We start from the raw sequence: 14,954 nt of genomic DNA on the forward strand, positions 1-14,954 counted from the left end.
TCAGGCACCACGCAGAAAACTCGCAGGCGCAGATATCTGCGTCTACAGGGACTTAAGATAATTCGGTATTGCGAGTCGGAGCCCGGTTCAGGCTTTGCTCATGGGGTTTTCACAATGGGCGTAAACGGTGTGTTTCTTGTTGTAGGTATAAACGTGTACTGACAGCGGAATATCCTTAATTTGCTGCCACATAGCGTGTTTGCTGGACGAAGGGCAGAGTGACATCTGCAGGTATTTTTCTTGATCACTGCGACTCATATTGAGTTTATCCGGAATTTGGATGTAGGCGTTGATTGTTCCGTTAACCGCCTGTGCCCCCTGATAATACCAGTTACCACCCAATATTGTGGTTCGAAAAGCGGCATTGACGCTTCTGAGCATGGGCTCGGTTACGGTTCCTTCAGAATCAAAGCTGATTTGTGTTGCAGCATTGCTTTGCATACAGCCTGACAGCGTCAAACTGGCGGCAACTGTCAATATGGCGAAAACCCATTTCAGTGTTTTATTAGTGGAAGCCGTTACTATGGTCATTTTACTGCTCTGAAGTCTTTCATAGTGCTTTTCTATCGGCCATTAGGGAAAACTCTGAAGCGAATATTTATATTAACGAGAAATATCCAGGCGGTTATTTCGTGTTATTTGTTATATGCTTTGAGGGATAATTTCTGGAGAAAGTGGGTCTTAAACACTATGTTGTTTACATAGAAATTTTTAAACAGATTGGTATGCAAAGGGTTTTTCGGTTTTTCAGTTTTATGTGTCTGGCCTTTATAAAGGTATTTGCCAGTGTTTTTTACCGGGGCAGGCCGGTTTGGTTAAGTGCCGAAAAAGAGGAGGCGATGCAGCAGGTGAAACTACTGGTGTTTTTAAATCACACCAGTTTGTTTGAACCGCTTTTCATACGTTTTGCCCCCTGGTCGTGGTTGTGGACTTTGTCGCATAAGTTGGTAGTGCCCGGAGCGGATATTACCCTGCAACGACCAATGACCGGACGAATTTTAAAAGCACTGATGCCCGGATGTGTGCCAATTACCCGAAAAAATGATCATTCATGGCTGTATTTTTTGAGTCAGGTCAATGACCAAAAAGTCACAGCAATCCTGCCCGAGGGCAGGATGAAGCGGCGCAATGGTCTGGATAAGTTTGGTAAACCCATGAGTGTCCGGGGTGGGGTGGCCGATATTTTAGAATGTCTGGATGAGGGGAAAATTCTGTTTGTTTACTCCGGTGGTTTGCATCACATTCAGGCCCCGGGCGACAAATGGCCCAATCTGTTTAAAACGTTAAAAGCCAACATGGAGTTGGTTAATATCAGAGATTACAAACAGCAGTTGTTAAACTCCGCAGACAACTTTATTGAACGACAAAAGGCATTCAAGGTGCGTGTTATTGAGGACATGAATCGTCGGCTGACAGAGTGCGTGCCCGGCAACTGAGCTTAGGTGAATGACTACCTGTAATGTTAACCGAAGAACCGGATTGATTTTGGTTTAACTGTCCGAAACTTAGCTGTTTACAGCAAGATATAGTGAGAAAGAGCTAACAACTTTACTGTCGGCGAGGACCTTGTAACGGCTGTATTGTCGTGTCACCAGGGGGGAGTGTTTTCAAGTTGATGAAGGTTATTTTCTGGTAACCCAAAAAACAAAAAAGCACTTCAAAGATGAAGTGCTTTAGAATCTTCTTTCGCAGTGAAAATTAAGCGTTGTTTAAAACCGCTGCTTTTCTTTTCATCAGGTTGTTCACCTGGCGCATAGAGTTAAGATGCATATAAATCGAAGGCAACATGCCTTTTTTACGCAACTCAAGGAAGTCTTCATCGGACATGTTGTTGAGTTTTTCTTCATCTACCATAGCAACACCGTCAACAGACATGCGCTTTTCACCAATGTTAACGGAGATATTGCGGGTTACCAGCATCTCTTTTTCAGCCAGCTCTTTAGCAAATAAAGTGGTGATGTGTTCCTGCTCTAAATACTTAGCCATTGCTTCTTTTTGCTTTTTCAGAAACTCAGTCTCTTCACCATCTTCAGTGAATAATGCCTGACCTTCTGTCTCAGAAACCTGGGTGTGCTCAACATCAATAGCAATGCCATATTGTGTATCATCATCAGGATTTCTCAACAGACCGAAGGGGGCGTGAGTGTATCTGGCAGGCATATAGGACGCGTCCCACTTGTCTTCTTTAACAAACAGGTTTTCGCCGCGTTCGATGCCCATCAGCGCAACGACCTGGTAACGTTGATTGTTTGGGTTTTGTACGAAGCAAATTGGAAATTCAACTGCGGCACTAGCAAATTCAGCAATGACCAAAGGTAACAGGTTTTGCTCTTTCAGGTCACTGACATCTGTATTAGGTTTAACGCGCAGGTTTTGATGTAGTTTATTGTTTAGTTGTTCTATCTTGGCCATTGCCACTCCAACTCATTGAACTTTAAAAAATCAGGAGCACATACTAAACGGTTCAGTGTATTAGGCAACCTATTAAGCGATAAAAACACAGAATTTACGCGATTTGTGGCGATAAAATCACCGTCCGGGATCAGGCTGAGGCGTCCAGTGATATTGGGGCGTTGGTTGAATCTGGCGCGGCTGGCTGAAACTGATCTCTGCCGTTTGATTTGGCTTTGTAGAGATTTTCATCAGCTTTGGCGATTGCGTTTTCGATATCGCTTTTATTGTGGGTAATTTCGCTGATCCCCATGCTGACCGTAATTTCAAAAATCGCGCCTTCATGTTCGATAGCGGTTGATTTTATTTTGTCCCGAATCTTGTTTGCCACGATTTGCGCCTGCAAGCTGGTGGTTTGGGGCAATACAAACAGAAATTCTTCGCCACCCCAACGTGCCACGATATCCTGTTTGCGCAACGTTTCCTGAAACAATTTAGACAATAACACCAGGGTCTTGTCACCGGCATCGTGCCCGTAATTATCATTCACCAGTTTAAAGTGGTCGACATCACACAAAATAATCGCAAGTGGGGTACTGTTGCGTTCCACCCGTCGTAATTCATAGTGGAGTTTATCCATAGCATCCCGTCGGTTTGACAGTTGCGTCAATGGGTCCAGTTTTGCCATCTGCTCATATTTGTTGCTCATTTCCTGCATAAAATCAAAAGACTGTTGCCGGGAATGTTCGTAAAACGCCGACAAAAAGGTAATGGTGAGAAACGAATAAAGTAGTCGTGTTTTAAATTCAATACTATATGACGTCGCCAGTAATTGCTCATTGGGGAAAAACATAATGACACTGATAATTACGACGAACAGAGAAATGGAAAATAACCCCTTTTTTAATCCACCAAAAAACAGCGCAACCGGTGAAACCATAAATATCCACAGTGGCCCGGTATTGTCTTTTCCACCTGAATAAACGAGGTAGATCATCAACGCAAACAAACTGTATAAAATTACGTTTGATGCCAGCCGAAAGTTGCCGGTGAACTTTTGATAAAGGTGCGCTAACAAATAAACACTGCTGGCGAGCAGCAACACAACAGCTAACAGCCATTGCTGGTTAAGAAACGCCGACACCGACATTATTGCGGTGATACTTAACCCTACTAATCCGAACAGATTAACAGTGAAAATCTTGCGGTTTGATTCGAAGTCGTACCTATCTTGCATACCTGTGTGCAGGTATCGAGATAGAAGTTGTTTGATCATTTTAATCAATGCTTACCGGAGCGGAAATTTATTCACATTGTTGCAGTATAGTAATTATTGGTTTAGGTGTCTTGGCGCTGACTGCATTTTTTGACCAAAGTATGAGTTCAGATCAGCACTTAATTGTTGCAATAATTGATATTGCTGGCTGACTGCATGGGAAAATCCATCGGTTGCCAGCGTTTCAGTGTAATTAAAGTGTTGTTTGGTGTGTGCTTTACCATCCACAAAAAACAACCAGGTTCCCTGTAATATGGCTTTGCCGGAGTCTGTGGGGTAAAACTGTTGAATGTTAATGTCCAACTGATAATGGGGTTGAGCCGGCGCATTTTTATAGTGTTCCACCATATACCAGGGGGCATCATGAGGGCTGATTTCATTCACCAACGCAGCCCTTATACTCTTCAAAGGTATCTGGGCCCAAAGGTGTAATTGGGCAAAATGCAGCTGATGTTGTCCTGTTTGTACCACCATCTTATTTTGCTTCAGATAGTCCGGTACTTTTACAGTTAATAGTACAGAATGTTTGCTGCTTAAATCGCTGGTCTTGGCCGGGAGGTTGTGCGCAGTGTCCGGACCCAGCTGATAGTAGTTAAAATTGCCGGGCTGAGTTGCACAGGCATTGATCATGATTAACAGAATTACTATGAAGAGTTGTTTCATGGCTGGGTTAATTCCTCTTAGCTCTGGGTAAGGTGTCGGATTGTCCGGTTTCTATGGGAAATACCAGGCTGCTGGGGGTTTCGTTAAGACGCTGTAATACCGGCTTTAATTCCAACATCAGTGCCTGGAATTCCAACAGGAGTTCATTAATTCCGGCATTGGTTTGAGAGTGACCCGAATAGGTATTTGCCAGCACCTCCAGGGCGTGCAGAGCATCGTTTAATTGGGAAATCAGCGCTTGTTCCTGAGTTTGTTGTAGTAGCTGATTTATCTCTTGTCCCGATTGTTCAAACGTCTTCGCTGTAGTATGAAGTTGCTGCAGGGTTTGATTGAGATTTTGTGCCAGACTTTCAAATGGCAATTCGTTGACCTTGTTCAGAATTGAAGAAATTTTTTGAGTAAGCTGGGCAAATTCATTCGAGATGGTTGGAATAACCGGCAAACCGGATGATTTAGTGATTTCGATTGATTCGAGGTTTTCATAGTTTTGCAAATCTACGTATTGCCCACCGGTAATGATATTCCCTGTCTCCAGGGTGGCCCGGAGTCCTTTTTGAATCCAAAGGGTGATTTGTTCGTTAACCCATTGCACGCCTTCGGGAGAATCTTCGAAGGACGCCATTCCCGGAAATATGGCAATAATGATAGGGATTTTGTAACCTTCTTCCAGCAGTCCTGGTTTTTGTTCGGTGACAACGTTGATTTGCTCCACCTCACCGATGGGGAGCCCCCGGTATTCAACTGGCGCACCGACTTTCAGCCCTCTTACAGAATCTTCTATCATTAATGCAAATCGCGCTTTGTGTTTGTAGCGGCGGGCATTGGCATCTGTCTGACTGGCATGAATGTCAAAATAAGCCCGTTGCTGGATAGTGTCACCCTGAGACAAGCCTTCAGGGATACCAAAGGTGACACCGTTGGTTAGTAAGGTTTCTACTGTACCTGTGTGAATCATCAGCCCTTCGGCGCCCAGCTCTAATCTGACCCCACTGGTATCCCAAAATCGGGTGTTGGAAGTGATGAGTTGATTGTAGGGGGCCTCTATAAAGGCATTGTAATAGACAACACGCTCCTCCAGATTGAAATAAATATCTTCTATCTGCCCCACCTGCAGACCTTTGTAGATAATGGGATCGCCTTCTTTATAGGCAAATTCATCATCACTGTTTAGAGTTACATGAAGCCCGGGCGTGCCTGCTGGTGTCACCGGAGGATCTTCAAGGCCTTCAAAGGTAAATTGCTCTTTGCCCGACATACCTGGCGTTAACTCTATAAATGGCCCCGATAATATGGTGCTCAATCCGGATACGCCGGACAATGTTATTCGCGGCGTAACTATCCAAAGATTGGTATCTTCCCTTAACAGGTGCGTTTCATCCTGATTGATTCGGGCGGTAACCACTACGCCGGGGCTGTTTTTTCGCAACTGAATGGCTGTTACGGTACCAATATCGACATGCCGGGTTTTTATTCTGGTTTTACCAGGCTCAAGCCCTTCAGCGGAGCTAAAGTAAATGGTGATCTCTTGTCCGCGGTTGCTGATCTGATAATAAACCAGCCAGGCCCCGATAAATATTGCGACAATAGGCAGTAACCATAATTTGGAAATATTGTGCAGCTCTTCAGCGTGGGCTTCGTGAATGACTTCTTGTTTGTCGTTATCTGTCATCGTGAGTCTGTTTTCCATAATAACTTAGAGTCAAAACTGTGTGCTGCGAACATAGTCACTATGACAACACCTGAAAAGGCGAGGGCCGCAGGCCCGGGATAAATGGACATGGTACCTCCTAACTGGACCAGGCTAACCAGAATTGCCACCACAAAAACGTCCACCATAGACCATTTGCCAATTAACTCTGTCAGTCTGTACCAACTCATTTTCTGCTCAGGTTTTTTGATGATGCCGTGCTGCACCGTCGCATTTAGCCAGCATAATATAAGTAACTTGACCACCGGCACGACTACACTGGCGGTGAAAATGATAATTGCAACCGGGTAAGAGCCTGACTCCCACAATAAATAAACGCCTCCCAGGATCGTAGATAATTCTGATTGTCCTAAAAATTGTGTTTTCATTATCGGCCACAGGTTGGCCGGAATGTACAACAGGCAGGCGACAATGAGCAGGCCCCAGGTTTGGTTGATGCTTTTCTGACGGCTTTTGTGGCGGGGTTTTATCAAGGCCTGAGTGATGGCGCGAAACTCATGTTCATCGAGATGAACCACCGTAAGGGTGCTGAAGCCCACAAAAGCACAAAACGTGAAAAAGGAAGGACCAAAAGAGACATCCGCCAATGATATTATTTTTACCAAGCTGACCAATACGCTGATCAAGAATATTTCTGCCATGCTCCAGGGGAGTAGCTGAAACACCATGTGAGTCAGGCGGCGATGATAGGGTTGTCGTTTATTGAGCAGCACAGACATCGACAAATAAAACACCGTGCCCAACACAATGGCCGGGATAAACAAAATAAAAAATGATTCAATGATGGCCAAAATCAAATATTGGTTGCTGACCAACACAGCTAAACCGGACGGAATAGAAATGGATTGTGTTTTCCCGGCCGCGGAAAATGAAATGAATTCAAAAGGGAGGCTAAGCAACAGAAACAGCAGTGAGGTCAGGGAGAACAGAGCGACTTTCTGCACCGCATTAGTACGTTTAGCGGTCAACAAATAGCGGCACTGAGGACAGATAACCCTGTGCTTTGGCGGCAGCATTTCAATGCGAACATTGGCTGCACATTCGTGACAATGAATAGTGTGAGCTTGGTTGTCCATTGCGCCGGATGATTGAAGCTTTATCCTGAGTGTGCATTAAATCTCCCGCGCCTGCAAACTGCAAATATCTGACCTGCAACAAAAAAGCCGACACTGGGTCGGCTTTTTCACATTGGTATCACACGGTTAGGGAACAGTTACAATCTTGCAGCCATTGGTGGCACCGACCGTTTCCATCGCATCGCCATAGGTCATGATGAATTGATCACCTGACTCCACCAGACCTTTCTCCAGCAGGCAGGCAATTACGTCATTCTTCAATTCACCCGGTGCACTGTGACTGGAATCAAAATACACAGGCTTGACACCCCGGAATAACGCCATTTCATTGAGTGAGTGCTCGTGACGTGATAACCCGTAAATTGGCAGGTAGCTGGTAATACGTGACATCAATTTGGCAGTATTGCCACTTTCTGTCAGTGCCACGATGGCTTTAATACTCTTCAGGTGATTGGCAGCATATACTGCGGACAACGCCGTGGTTTCGCTGATGGTGGTAAACTCTTCAGTAACACGATGCTTGGAGATTTTAACGCTGGGATGGGTTTCTGCACCTTCACAGACGCGAGCCATGGCCTGAACGGTTTCAATTGGATAATCGCCCGCTGCTGTTTCTGCAGACAGCATTACCGCATCTGTGCCGTCCAATACCGCATTGGCAACATCCATGACTTCTGCCCGTGTTGGCATAGGGCTGGTGATCATTGACTCCATCATTTGCGTCGCGGTGATCACCACTTTGTTTAGCTGACGCGAACGGGAGATCAGCTTTTTCTGTACACCGACTAATTCGGCATCGCCAATTTCAACCCCTAAATCGCCGCGTGCCACCATAACTGCGTCACTGGCCGCAATAATGTCATCCATAGCCTCGTCGGTTGCAACGGCCTCGGCGCGCTCAACCTTGGAGCAAATTTTAGCGTGACAGCCTGCTGCCACTGCCAGTTCTCTGGCGTAATTCAAATCGGCACCTGACCGCGGAAAAGACACGGCTAGATAATCAACATTCATCTTCGCGGCGGTTTTGATGTCTTCCTTATCTTTATCGGTTAACGCGTCAGCCGATAATCCTCCGCCCTGGCGATTAATCCCTTTATTGTTAGATAGTTTGCCGCCAACCGTTACTTCAGTGCGTACTTTAGCGCCTTCAACAGCGGTGACTTTTAGCTGAATTCTGCCGTCATCCAGTAGCAAAATATCACCGGGACCAACATCGTTAGGCAACTCTTTGTAATCAATACCAACTTCTGTTTGTGTGCCGGATTCCCGATCTAATTCAGCATCCAGTGTAAAGGCATCACCAACGGCCAATTGAATCGGCCCGTCTTTGAATTTTGCCACGCGAATTTTGGGACCTTGCAGATCTCCCAGGATTGCCACGTATTTTCCTAAGCGTTTCGCGGCATTTCTGACTTTCTGAGCGCGCTTGATGTGATCTTCCGCTGTGCCGTGAGAGAAGTTCATCCGGACAACATTTGCGCCCGCGGCAATAACCGCTTCAATACGTTCGTCAGTATCGGTGGCGGGACCGAGAGTAGCCACAATTTTGGTTCGTCTTAACATCTTTTTCTGCTCGCTTAGGTGGATATGAAGAAGGTCAGGAGCCTAAAAAAAGCACCTGAGTATCCAGTTTTGTAATTTTATTACAAAATACTAGTCTAAAATGAAGGGTTTGTGAAACTCATCTGAAATAAATTGAGATTTTTCCGCAAGTCATCGGATGAGTTGTCACGCGAAATGCTGTCTTATTCAGCTATCGCTTGTCATAACGCGAGTCGCGCAATGAGTCTTTGACCCGTTTCAGATTTTCTCTGAATTTTGAACCGCGACGCAGGGTAAAGCCCGTGGCCAGAATATCAATAAGCGTTAACTGCGCAATACGCGATGCCATTGGCATGTACATATCAGTATCTTCCGGGACTTCCAGAGACAACACCAGGCTGCACTCATTGGCCAGTGGGCTATTGACGGCGGTAACGCCCACAACCGTGGCGTCATTGGCTTTGGCCAACTGCGCCAGTTCAACCAGGCTTTTGGTGCGACCGGTGTGAGAGATAAGAACAACCACATCACCTTCACTGCAGTTCATGCAGCTCATGCGTTGCATTAAAATATCTTCAAAATAAATAACCGGGACATTAAAACGGAAGAATTTGTTAAGTGCATCGTGGGCAACAGACGCAGAGGCGCCCAACCCAAAAAACGAGATTTTCTTGGCCTGGGTTAACAGATCAACAACGCGATTGATTGCCTGTATATCGACAGACTGGCGCGCAACTTCTAACGCTGCCATCGTAGATTCGAAAATCTTTTTGGAATATTCTTCGGGAGTGTCATGCTCTTCCACATGCCGGTTGACATACGGCGTGCCGTTCGCCAGGCTTTGTGCCAGGTGCAGCTTAAAGTCCGGATAGCCCTTGGTATCTAACCTGCGACAAAAGCGGTTCACCGTGGGTTCGCTCACGTCTGACATCTTGGCCAGCGTAGCAATACTGGAGTGAATCGCGGTTTGTGGATTAGCCAGGATGATTTCAGCTACCTTGCGTTCAGACTTGCTGAAAGCCCCTTTTTGTTGAGCAATCTTTTCTAGAATATTCATGCGCTCTCGAAATAATTAATTATACTTGTTGTTTACTGCGTTTTTCGGCTGTAATTCTTTGACATGAAAATGTCACATAATTACAAACTAAGGCTGACATTAAATGAACGCTTCGTCAAAATTATATGCATTTAGTTGTAAATTTACTACAAATATAGTTTACTGTCGCCATGTGGCTAGGGTAAACGTGTTAAAATATAGTAAAATTACAGCACGTATCTGTACCTAACTGATTTTACTACAAAAGGTTAATTCTATGGCGCCTAATAAAGTAATTGAGCCTTGTGATTTTGTATTGTTTGGAACCAAAGGTGATTTGGCTCGTCGAAAATTACTGCCTTCCTTATATGAGCTTGAAAAGGCCAATTTGATTCACGAGCACACCAAGATCATCGGTGTGGCTCGCTACGAAGTTTCCCAAGACGAATATGTTGAACTGGTAAAAGCCAATATTGAAAAATTTACCGGTAATACCCTTTGCAATGATACCTGGAAAAGATTTAGTGCAAAATTAGAGTATGTACAAATCGACATGCAGGACTACGAAAGCTATTCCCTGTTGCAGGGCTGTATCGATGCTTCCCGCACTATGGTCTGTTACCTGGCTACGCCGCCTTCAATTTACGGTGATATCTGTAAAGGCATGAACGCCGCAGGTCTTATTGATCCCAGTGTCAGAGTGGTGCTGGAAAAACCCATTGGTCATGACCTGGAAACCTCCAAGGTGATCAACAATCAGGTGGCTGAGTTCTTTAAAGAAAGTCAGATCTATCGCATCGACCATTACCTGGGCAAAGAAACTGTACTGAACCTGATGGCGCTGCGTTTTGCCAATTCGATTTTTGCAACCAACTGGGATCACAATTGTGTTGATCACGTACAGATCACGGTGGCTGAATCGGTGGGTATTGAAGGCCGCTGGGGCTATTTCGACGATGCAGGACAAATGCGGGACATGGTACAAAACCATCTTCTGCAGATTCTGACGTTGATCGCAATGGAGCCGCCCGCCAGTCTTGACGCCAACAGCGTACGGGATGAAAAGCTAAAAGTCTTAAAGTCTTTGCGTCCGATTAATGCCTCTAATATTCGCGAAAACACAGTGCGCGGCCAGTACACCAGCGGCTTTGTCCGTGGCGAAGAAGTCCCTGGTTATCTGGAAGAAGAGGGTGCTAACACCGAAAGCGAAACAGAGTCCTTTGTGGCCTTAAAAGTCGAACTGGACAACTGGCGCTGGGCAGGCGTTCCTTTTTATCTGCGTACCGGTAAACGCATGCCGCGCAAAGTCAGTGAAATTGTGATCTACTTTAAGCCTCAGCCTCACAACTTGTTTAAAGACAGTTTTAATCAACTGCCGCCAAACAAGCTGACAATTCGTCTGCAACCCGATGAAGGGGTTGAAATCACCGTAATGAACAAAGTGCCTGGCTTAACCAGTTCAGGCTCGATGAATCTGCAAAAGTCTAAACTCAACCTGAGCTTCTCTGAAGCGTTTGATACCAAGCGCATTCCTGACGCTTACGAAAAGCTGTTGCTGGAAGTCTTACTGGGTGACCAGTCACTGTTTGTGCGCCGGGACGAAGTGGAAGAAGCCTGGAAATGGGTAGACAGCATTCTGGAAGCCTGGAATAAGAGCAATGAAAAACCAGAGCCTTACCAGGCCGGAACATGGGGACCGGTGGCGTCTATCGCGTTGTTGGCGCGTGAGGACCGCGCCTGGTACGAGAGCAAGATAACCAAGAAGTAGACCGGTTGGTGACGAGGGATATATGAAACAAACACTTTACAGAAACGCTGAAGAATTAACGGCCCATTTTGCCGGTAAAATCACCGCAATTTTAGATGATGCGATTCAGCGTAAGGGGCAAGCGAGCATACTGGTTTCCGGTGGCCGCACGCCATTACCTTTGTTCAAAGCGTTGTCACAATCGGACATTGACTGGTCTAAAGTAGTGATCAGTCTGGCGGATGAGCGTTGGGTTGCTGCGGAGGATGATGCCAGCAACGAAAAACTGGTCAGAGCCAATCTATTGCAGGACAAGGCTGCATCAGCCACCTTTATCAGTATGAAAACTGCCCACGAAGATGCTGCCGACGCCGTTGTTGAACTGGAATCGCGCTATGCAGCAATGAGTTGGCCGGTAGACGTTCTTATCCTGGGAATGGGGGAGGATGGTCATACTGCGTCATTATTCCCTTGTTCTGAGCAAATTCAGGAAGGGCTTAAAACCGAAGCGAAATTGCTGGCGGTGCAACCCACTACAGCACCACATCAACGCATGTCTTTTTCACTCAGCGCTCTGTTGCAGAGTGAAAATATCTTTTTACACCTGACTGGCGAGAGCAAAAAAGCTGTAATTGAGCAGGCTCTGGCTGGTGATAATGCACTAGAAATGCCCATTCGAGCGGTAATTCAAAATTCCGACATCGAATTAGTATGGGCTCCATAGGAGGAATTCATGAATACCCTTATTCAGGAAGTAACTCAGAGAATCGAAGAGCGTAGCAAAAAAACGCGCGCTGCTTATTTGAAGAAAATTTCTGATGCCAGAGAGCAAGGCCCTCACCGTGGCGTGTTGTCCTGTGGTAACCTGGCGCATGGTTTTGCGGCCTGTAGCAAAGAAGAAAAAGCCGACTTAACCAGCATGTTGAAGGCCAACATCGCTATTGTATCTTCATACAATGACATGTTGTCTGCCCATCAGCCGTATGAAGAATACCCTCAAAGAATTAAAGAAGCCGTGCGCAAAGTGGGCAGTGTTGCTCAGTTTGCTGGTGGCGTACCGGCCATGTGCGATGGGGTAACCCAGGGGACGCCGGGCATGGATTTGAGTTTGATGAGCCGTGACGTCATTGCTCAGTCAACCGCCATTTCGCTTTCGCACAACATGTTCGACGGCGCATTAATGCTGGGTATATGTGACAAAATTGTCCCGGGATTGCTTATCGGTTCATTGGCATTTGGGCACCTACCCACAGTATTTGTGCCTGCCGGACCTATGCCTTCTGGTTTACCAAATAAAGAAAAAGCGCGAATTCGCCAGTTGTTTGCCGAAGGTAAAGTCGGGCGCGATGAACTGTTAAAAGCCGAATCTGAGTCCTATCATTCTGCGGGAACCTGTACCTTTTACGGCACGGCCAATAGTAATCAGTTGGTGGTGGAAATGATGGGCTTGCACTTACCGGGTTCTTCGTTTGTTAATCCGGGTACTGAGTTACGCGATGCCCTGACCGAAGCTGCAGCAGTGCAGGTAACCCGACTCACCGATCTGGGGGATAACTACCTGCCGATCGGCGAGATTGTTGACGCCAAATCTATTGTTAATGGTCTGGTGGGCCTGTTGTCAACGGGCGGTTCAACAAACCACACCATGCACCTGGTGGCGGTAGCCAGAGCGGCGGGTTATATCATTAACTGGGATGACTTCTCTGATATTTCCAATGCGGTGCCATTGTTGACTCGCATTTATCCCAACGGTTCTGCCGATATCAACCACTTTACTGCTGCCGGCGGTATGTCGTTGTTGTTTAAAGAATTATTAGACGCCGGTTTACTGCATAATGATGTTAAGACTATCTGTGGTAACAGTTTAGACAAGTATCGAATGGAACCCAGAATCCTGGATGGTGAACTGACCTGGGTGGAAGGTCCGACACAGTCCATGGACAAAGAGGTTGTTGCTTCGGTGGCTGTGCCCTTTAAGCCTGATGGTGGTTTAACGGTACTTAACGGTAACCTGGGCCGTGCAGTCATTAAAAACTCGGCCATGAGAGCCGGTTCTGAACATATCAAAGCACCCGCTGTGGTGTTTGAAGATCAGTTTGAATTAGATGCCGCCTTTAAAGCCGGTGAACTGAATAAAGATTGTGTGGTTGTGGTGAGATTCCAGGGACCGAAGGCGATTGGTATGCCGGAATTACACCGTCTGACACCACCGCTGGGCGTGTTGCAAGACAAGGGCTTCCGCGTAGCTCTGGTCACCGATGGCCGTATGTCGGGTGCGTCCGGAAAAGTACCGGCCGCCATTCACGTGACACCGGAAGCCTGGGACGGAGGTTTAATCGCCAAAGTGCAAAATGACGATGTGGTTGAACTTAATATTGATACCGGTGAGTTAACCTTACATGTCTCAGAAGACGAGTTGGCTCAGCGTGAGGCCAAAACAGCCGACATTGCACATCACCAGATTGGTATGGGGCGCGAGCTGTTCGGCGGTATGAGAACCCACATGAGTAAGGCTGAAGAAGGTGCCTGTTCCTTGTTTATTGAGCAGGAGCAGGGGGAATGACTGCGAGTTTTGTAGCCGATGTCGGCGGCACTAATATCCGTCTGGCTCAGAGCCAAAACGGTAAGCTGACATCCATCAAAAAATACCTGTGTAACGACTACGAAACGATTGCCGACGTGATAAAAGCGTACATGGCTGAGTTTCCGGGGCAGAAATTCGTTGCCGGTTGTATTGGTATCGCCTGTCCGGTTAACAGTGATTTGATCATCATGACTAATCACACCTGGCGCTTTTCCGTTAAGGAGTTGCAGCAGCAACTGGAATTAGACTGGTTGCATGTGATCAATGATTACACGGCTGTAGCGATGTCTTTACCGGTGTTGGACGCCAGTCAAAAAGTTCAGATTGGTCCGGGTGAAGTTAAAGCCAGAGAAAATATTGCGGTATTTGGGCCAGGTACTGGACTGGGTGTTGGTCACCTGGTGCCGGTTTCCGAAGGTTGGCAGTGCCTTGATGGTGAAGGTGGTCACGTAGACCTGCCAATCTATAACAAAGACGATTTGGTGGTTTGGGAATTTCTGCGGGACAAATACGGTTATGCCTCTGCAGAGGAAGCCTTATCAGGGCGAGGACTGGTGCAAATTTATGAAGCCATTGCCCTGAATCGCAAACTGGCGGTTCGTTTTACAGAACCAAAAGAAATCACCGCAAATGCACTGGATGGCAGTTGCAATGTGTGTTTGTCTGCATTGAACCGTTTTTGTGAACTCATGGGGACATTTGCCGGTAATCTGGCATTAAATGTTGCTGCACATGGCGGAGTTTACATTGCCGGTGGCATTGCACAACGATTTGTGGATTTTCTTAAATCCAGTGATTTTAGAACACGTTTTGAAGCCAAAGGTCGGTTTCAGCAATACGTGGCAGATATTCCAACCTTTGTTATCACAGAGCCTGATCACGGTTTGATCGGCACTGCTGCATATCTGGAACAGAATTTTAAGGGTTAACA

At 46.3% G+C, this 14,954-nt stretch carries 13 protein-coding genes; 5 read left to right on the forward strand and 8 right to left on the reverse strand.

The window, feature by feature from the left end; all coding sequences use genetic code 11:
* Positions 1 to 87 precede the first annotated feature (87 nt).
* Positions 88 to 531 (reverse strand): hypothetical protein, encoded by a 444-nt coding sequence (locus tag LJ740_RS17950; RefSeq protein ID WP_229530514.1) that lies wholly within the window; start codon positions 529 to 531, stop codon positions 88 to 90.
* A gap of 194 nt (positions 532 to 725) precedes the next feature.
* On the opposite strand from LJ740_RS17950, the gene LJ740_RS17955 reads away from it, so the two are divergent.
* Positions 726 to 1,436 carry a 1-acyl-sn-glycerol-3-phosphate acyltransferase gene (locus tag LJ740_RS17955; protein ID WP_229530515.1) on the forward strand — a complete coding sequence of 237 codons (711 nt, stop codon included), beginning with the start codon at positions 726 to 728 and terminating at the stop codon, positions 1,434 to 1,436.
* A gap of 262 nt (positions 1,437 to 1,698) precedes the next feature.
* Here LJ740_RS17955 and LJ740_RS17960 read toward each other — a convergent pair whose 3' ends face one another.
* The 7 genes from LJ740_RS17960 to LJ740_RS17990 all read right to left on the reverse strand — a co-directional run bounded on the left by LJ740_RS17960 (position 1,699) and on the right by LJ740_RS17990 (position 9,713).
* Positions 1,699 to 2,412, reverse strand: a complete 714-nt coding sequence (locus LJ740_RS17960; RefSeq protein WP_229530516.1) for a SapC family protein — start codon at positions 2,410 to 2,412, stop codon at positions 1,699 to 1,701.
* A gap of 130 nt (positions 2,413 to 2,542) precedes the next feature.
* On the reverse strand, positions 2,543 to 3,667 hold the full coding sequence (locus tag LJ740_RS17965) for a GGDEF domain-containing protein (RefSeq protein ID WP_229530517.1): 1,125 nt from the start codon (positions 3,665 to 3,667) through the stop codon (positions 2,543 to 2,545).
* Between the two features lie 54 nt (positions 3,668 to 3,721).
* Entirely contained in the window at positions 3,722 to 4,330 is a 609-nt protein-coding gene (locus LJ740_RS17970; RefSeq protein WP_229530518.1) for a PqiC family protein, read from the reverse strand.
* A gap of 7 nt (positions 4,331 to 4,337) precedes the next feature.
* Positions 4,338 to 5,999, reverse strand: a complete 1,662-nt coding sequence (pqiB, locus tag LJ740_RS17975; RefSeq protein WP_229530519.1) for an intermembrane transport protein PqiB — start codon at positions 5,997 to 5,999, stop codon at positions 4,338 to 4,340.
* Positions 5,996 to 7,114, reverse strand: a complete 1,119-nt coding sequence (locus tag LJ740_RS17980; RefSeq protein WP_229530520.1) for a paraquat-inducible protein A — start codon at positions 7,112 to 7,114, stop codon at positions 5,996 to 5,998. Before LJ740_RS17980 ends, pqiB begins: the two co-directional genes overlap by 4 nt.
* Positions 7,115 to 7,240: 126 nt before the next feature.
* The gene (gene pyk / locus LJ740_RS17985; RefSeq protein WP_229530521.1) at positions 7,241 to 8,677 is read right to left on the reverse strand and encodes a pyruvate kinase; all 1,437 of its coding nucleotides are present in this window, start codon (positions 8,675 to 8,677) and stop codon (positions 7,241 to 7,243) included.
* 190 nt (positions 8,678 to 8,867) lie between these two features.
* Positions 8,868 to 9,713: a MurR/RpiR family transcriptional regulator gene (locus LJ740_RS17990; RefSeq protein ID WP_229530522.1), complete on the reverse strand. Its 846-nt coding sequence runs from the start codon at positions 9,711 to 9,713 to the stop codon at positions 8,868 to 8,870.
* 256 nt (positions 9,714 to 9,969) lie between these two features.
* Here LJ740_RS17990 and zwf point away from each other — a divergent pair, with 256 nt between their 5' ends.
* The 4 genes from zwf to LJ740_RS18010 are packed head-to-tail and all read left to right on the forward strand — an operon-like array spanning position 9,970 to position 14,952.
* Positions 9,970 to 11,460 (forward strand): glucose-6-phosphate dehydrogenase, encoded by a 1,491-nt coding sequence (gene zwf, locus LJ740_RS17995; RefSeq protein ID WP_229530523.1) that lies wholly within the window; start codon positions 9,970 to 9,972, stop codon positions 11,458 to 11,460.
* Positions 11,461 to 11,482: 22 nt separating this feature from the next.
* Positions 11,483 to 12,163 carry a 6-phosphogluconolactonase gene (gene pgl, locus LJ740_RS18000; RefSeq protein WP_229530524.1) on the forward strand — a complete coding sequence of 227 codons (681 nt, stop codon included), beginning with the start codon at positions 11,483 to 11,485 and terminating at the stop codon, positions 12,161 to 12,163.
* A gap of 9 nt (positions 12,164 to 12,172) precedes the next feature.
* The gene (gene edd, locus LJ740_RS18005; RefSeq protein WP_229530525.1) at positions 12,173 to 14,002 is read left to right on the forward strand and encodes a phosphogluconate dehydratase; all 1,830 of its coding nucleotides are present in this window, start codon (positions 12,173 to 12,175) and stop codon (positions 14,000 to 14,002) included.
* Entirely contained in the window at positions 13,999 to 14,952 is a 954-nt protein-coding gene (locus tag LJ740_RS18010; protein ID WP_229530526.1) for a glucokinase, read from the forward strand. Before edd ends, LJ740_RS18010 begins: the two co-directional genes overlap by 4 nt.
* Positions 14,953 to 14,954: the final 2 nt, after the last annotated feature.

This window comes from Planctobacterium marinum (assembly GCF_020687805.1).
GTDB lineage: Bacteria > Pseudomonadota > Gammaproteobacteria > Enterobacterales > Alteromonadaceae > Planctobacterium > Planctobacterium marinum.

What these genes read in the sequence shown, in the direction of transcription:
- LJ740_RS17950 (WP_229530514.1), bottom strand. Translation starts at nt 531, where the DNA reads ATGACCATAGTAACGGCTTCCACTAATAAAACACTGAAATGGGTTTTC.
- LJ740_RS17955 (WP_229530515.1), top strand. Translation starts at nt 726, where the DNA reads ATGCAAAGGGTTTTTCGGTTTTTCAGTTTTATGTGTCTGGCCTTTATA.
- LJ740_RS17960 (WP_229530516.1), bottom strand. Translation starts at nt 2,412, where the DNA reads ATGGCCAAGATAGAACAACTAAACAATAAACTACATCAAAACCTGCGC.
- LJ740_RS17965 (WP_229530517.1), bottom strand. Translation starts at nt 3,667, where the DNA reads ATGATCAAACAACTTCTATCTCGATACCTGCACACAGGTATGCAAGAT.
- LJ740_RS17970 (WP_229530518.1), bottom strand. Translation starts at nt 4,330, where the DNA reads ATGAAACAACTCTTCATAGTAATTCTGTTAATCATGATCAATGCCTGT.
- pqiB (WP_229530519.1), bottom strand. Translation starts at nt 5,999, where the DNA reads ATGACAGATAACGACAAACAAGAAGTCATTCACGAAGCCCACGCTGAA.
- LJ740_RS17980 (WP_229530520.1), bottom strand. Translation starts at nt 7,114, where the DNA reads ATGGACAACCAAGCTCACACTATTCATTGTCACGAATGTGCAGCCAAT.
- pyk (WP_229530521.1), bottom strand. Translation starts at nt 8,677, where the DNA reads ATGTTAAGACGAACCAAAATTGTGGCTACTCTCGGTCCCGCCACCGAT.
- LJ740_RS17990 (WP_229530522.1), bottom strand. Translation starts at nt 9,713, where the DNA reads ATGAATATTCTAGAAAAGATTGCTCAACAAAAAGGGGCTTTCAGCAAG.
- zwf (WP_229530523.1), top strand. Translation starts at nt 9,970, where the DNA reads ATGGCGCCTAATAAAGTAATTGAGCCTTGTGATTTTGTATTGTTTGGA.
- pgl (WP_229530524.1), top strand. Translation starts at nt 11,483, where the DNA reads ATGAAACAAACACTTTACAGAAACGCTGAAGAATTAACGGCCCATTTT.
- edd (WP_229530525.1), top strand. Translation starts at nt 12,173, where the DNA reads ATGAATACCCTTATTCAGGAAGTAACTCAGAGAATCGAAGAGCGTAGC.
- LJ740_RS18010 (WP_229530526.1), top strand. Translation starts at nt 13,999, where the DNA reads ATGACTGCGAGTTTTGTAGCCGATGTCGGCGGCACTAATATCCGTCTG.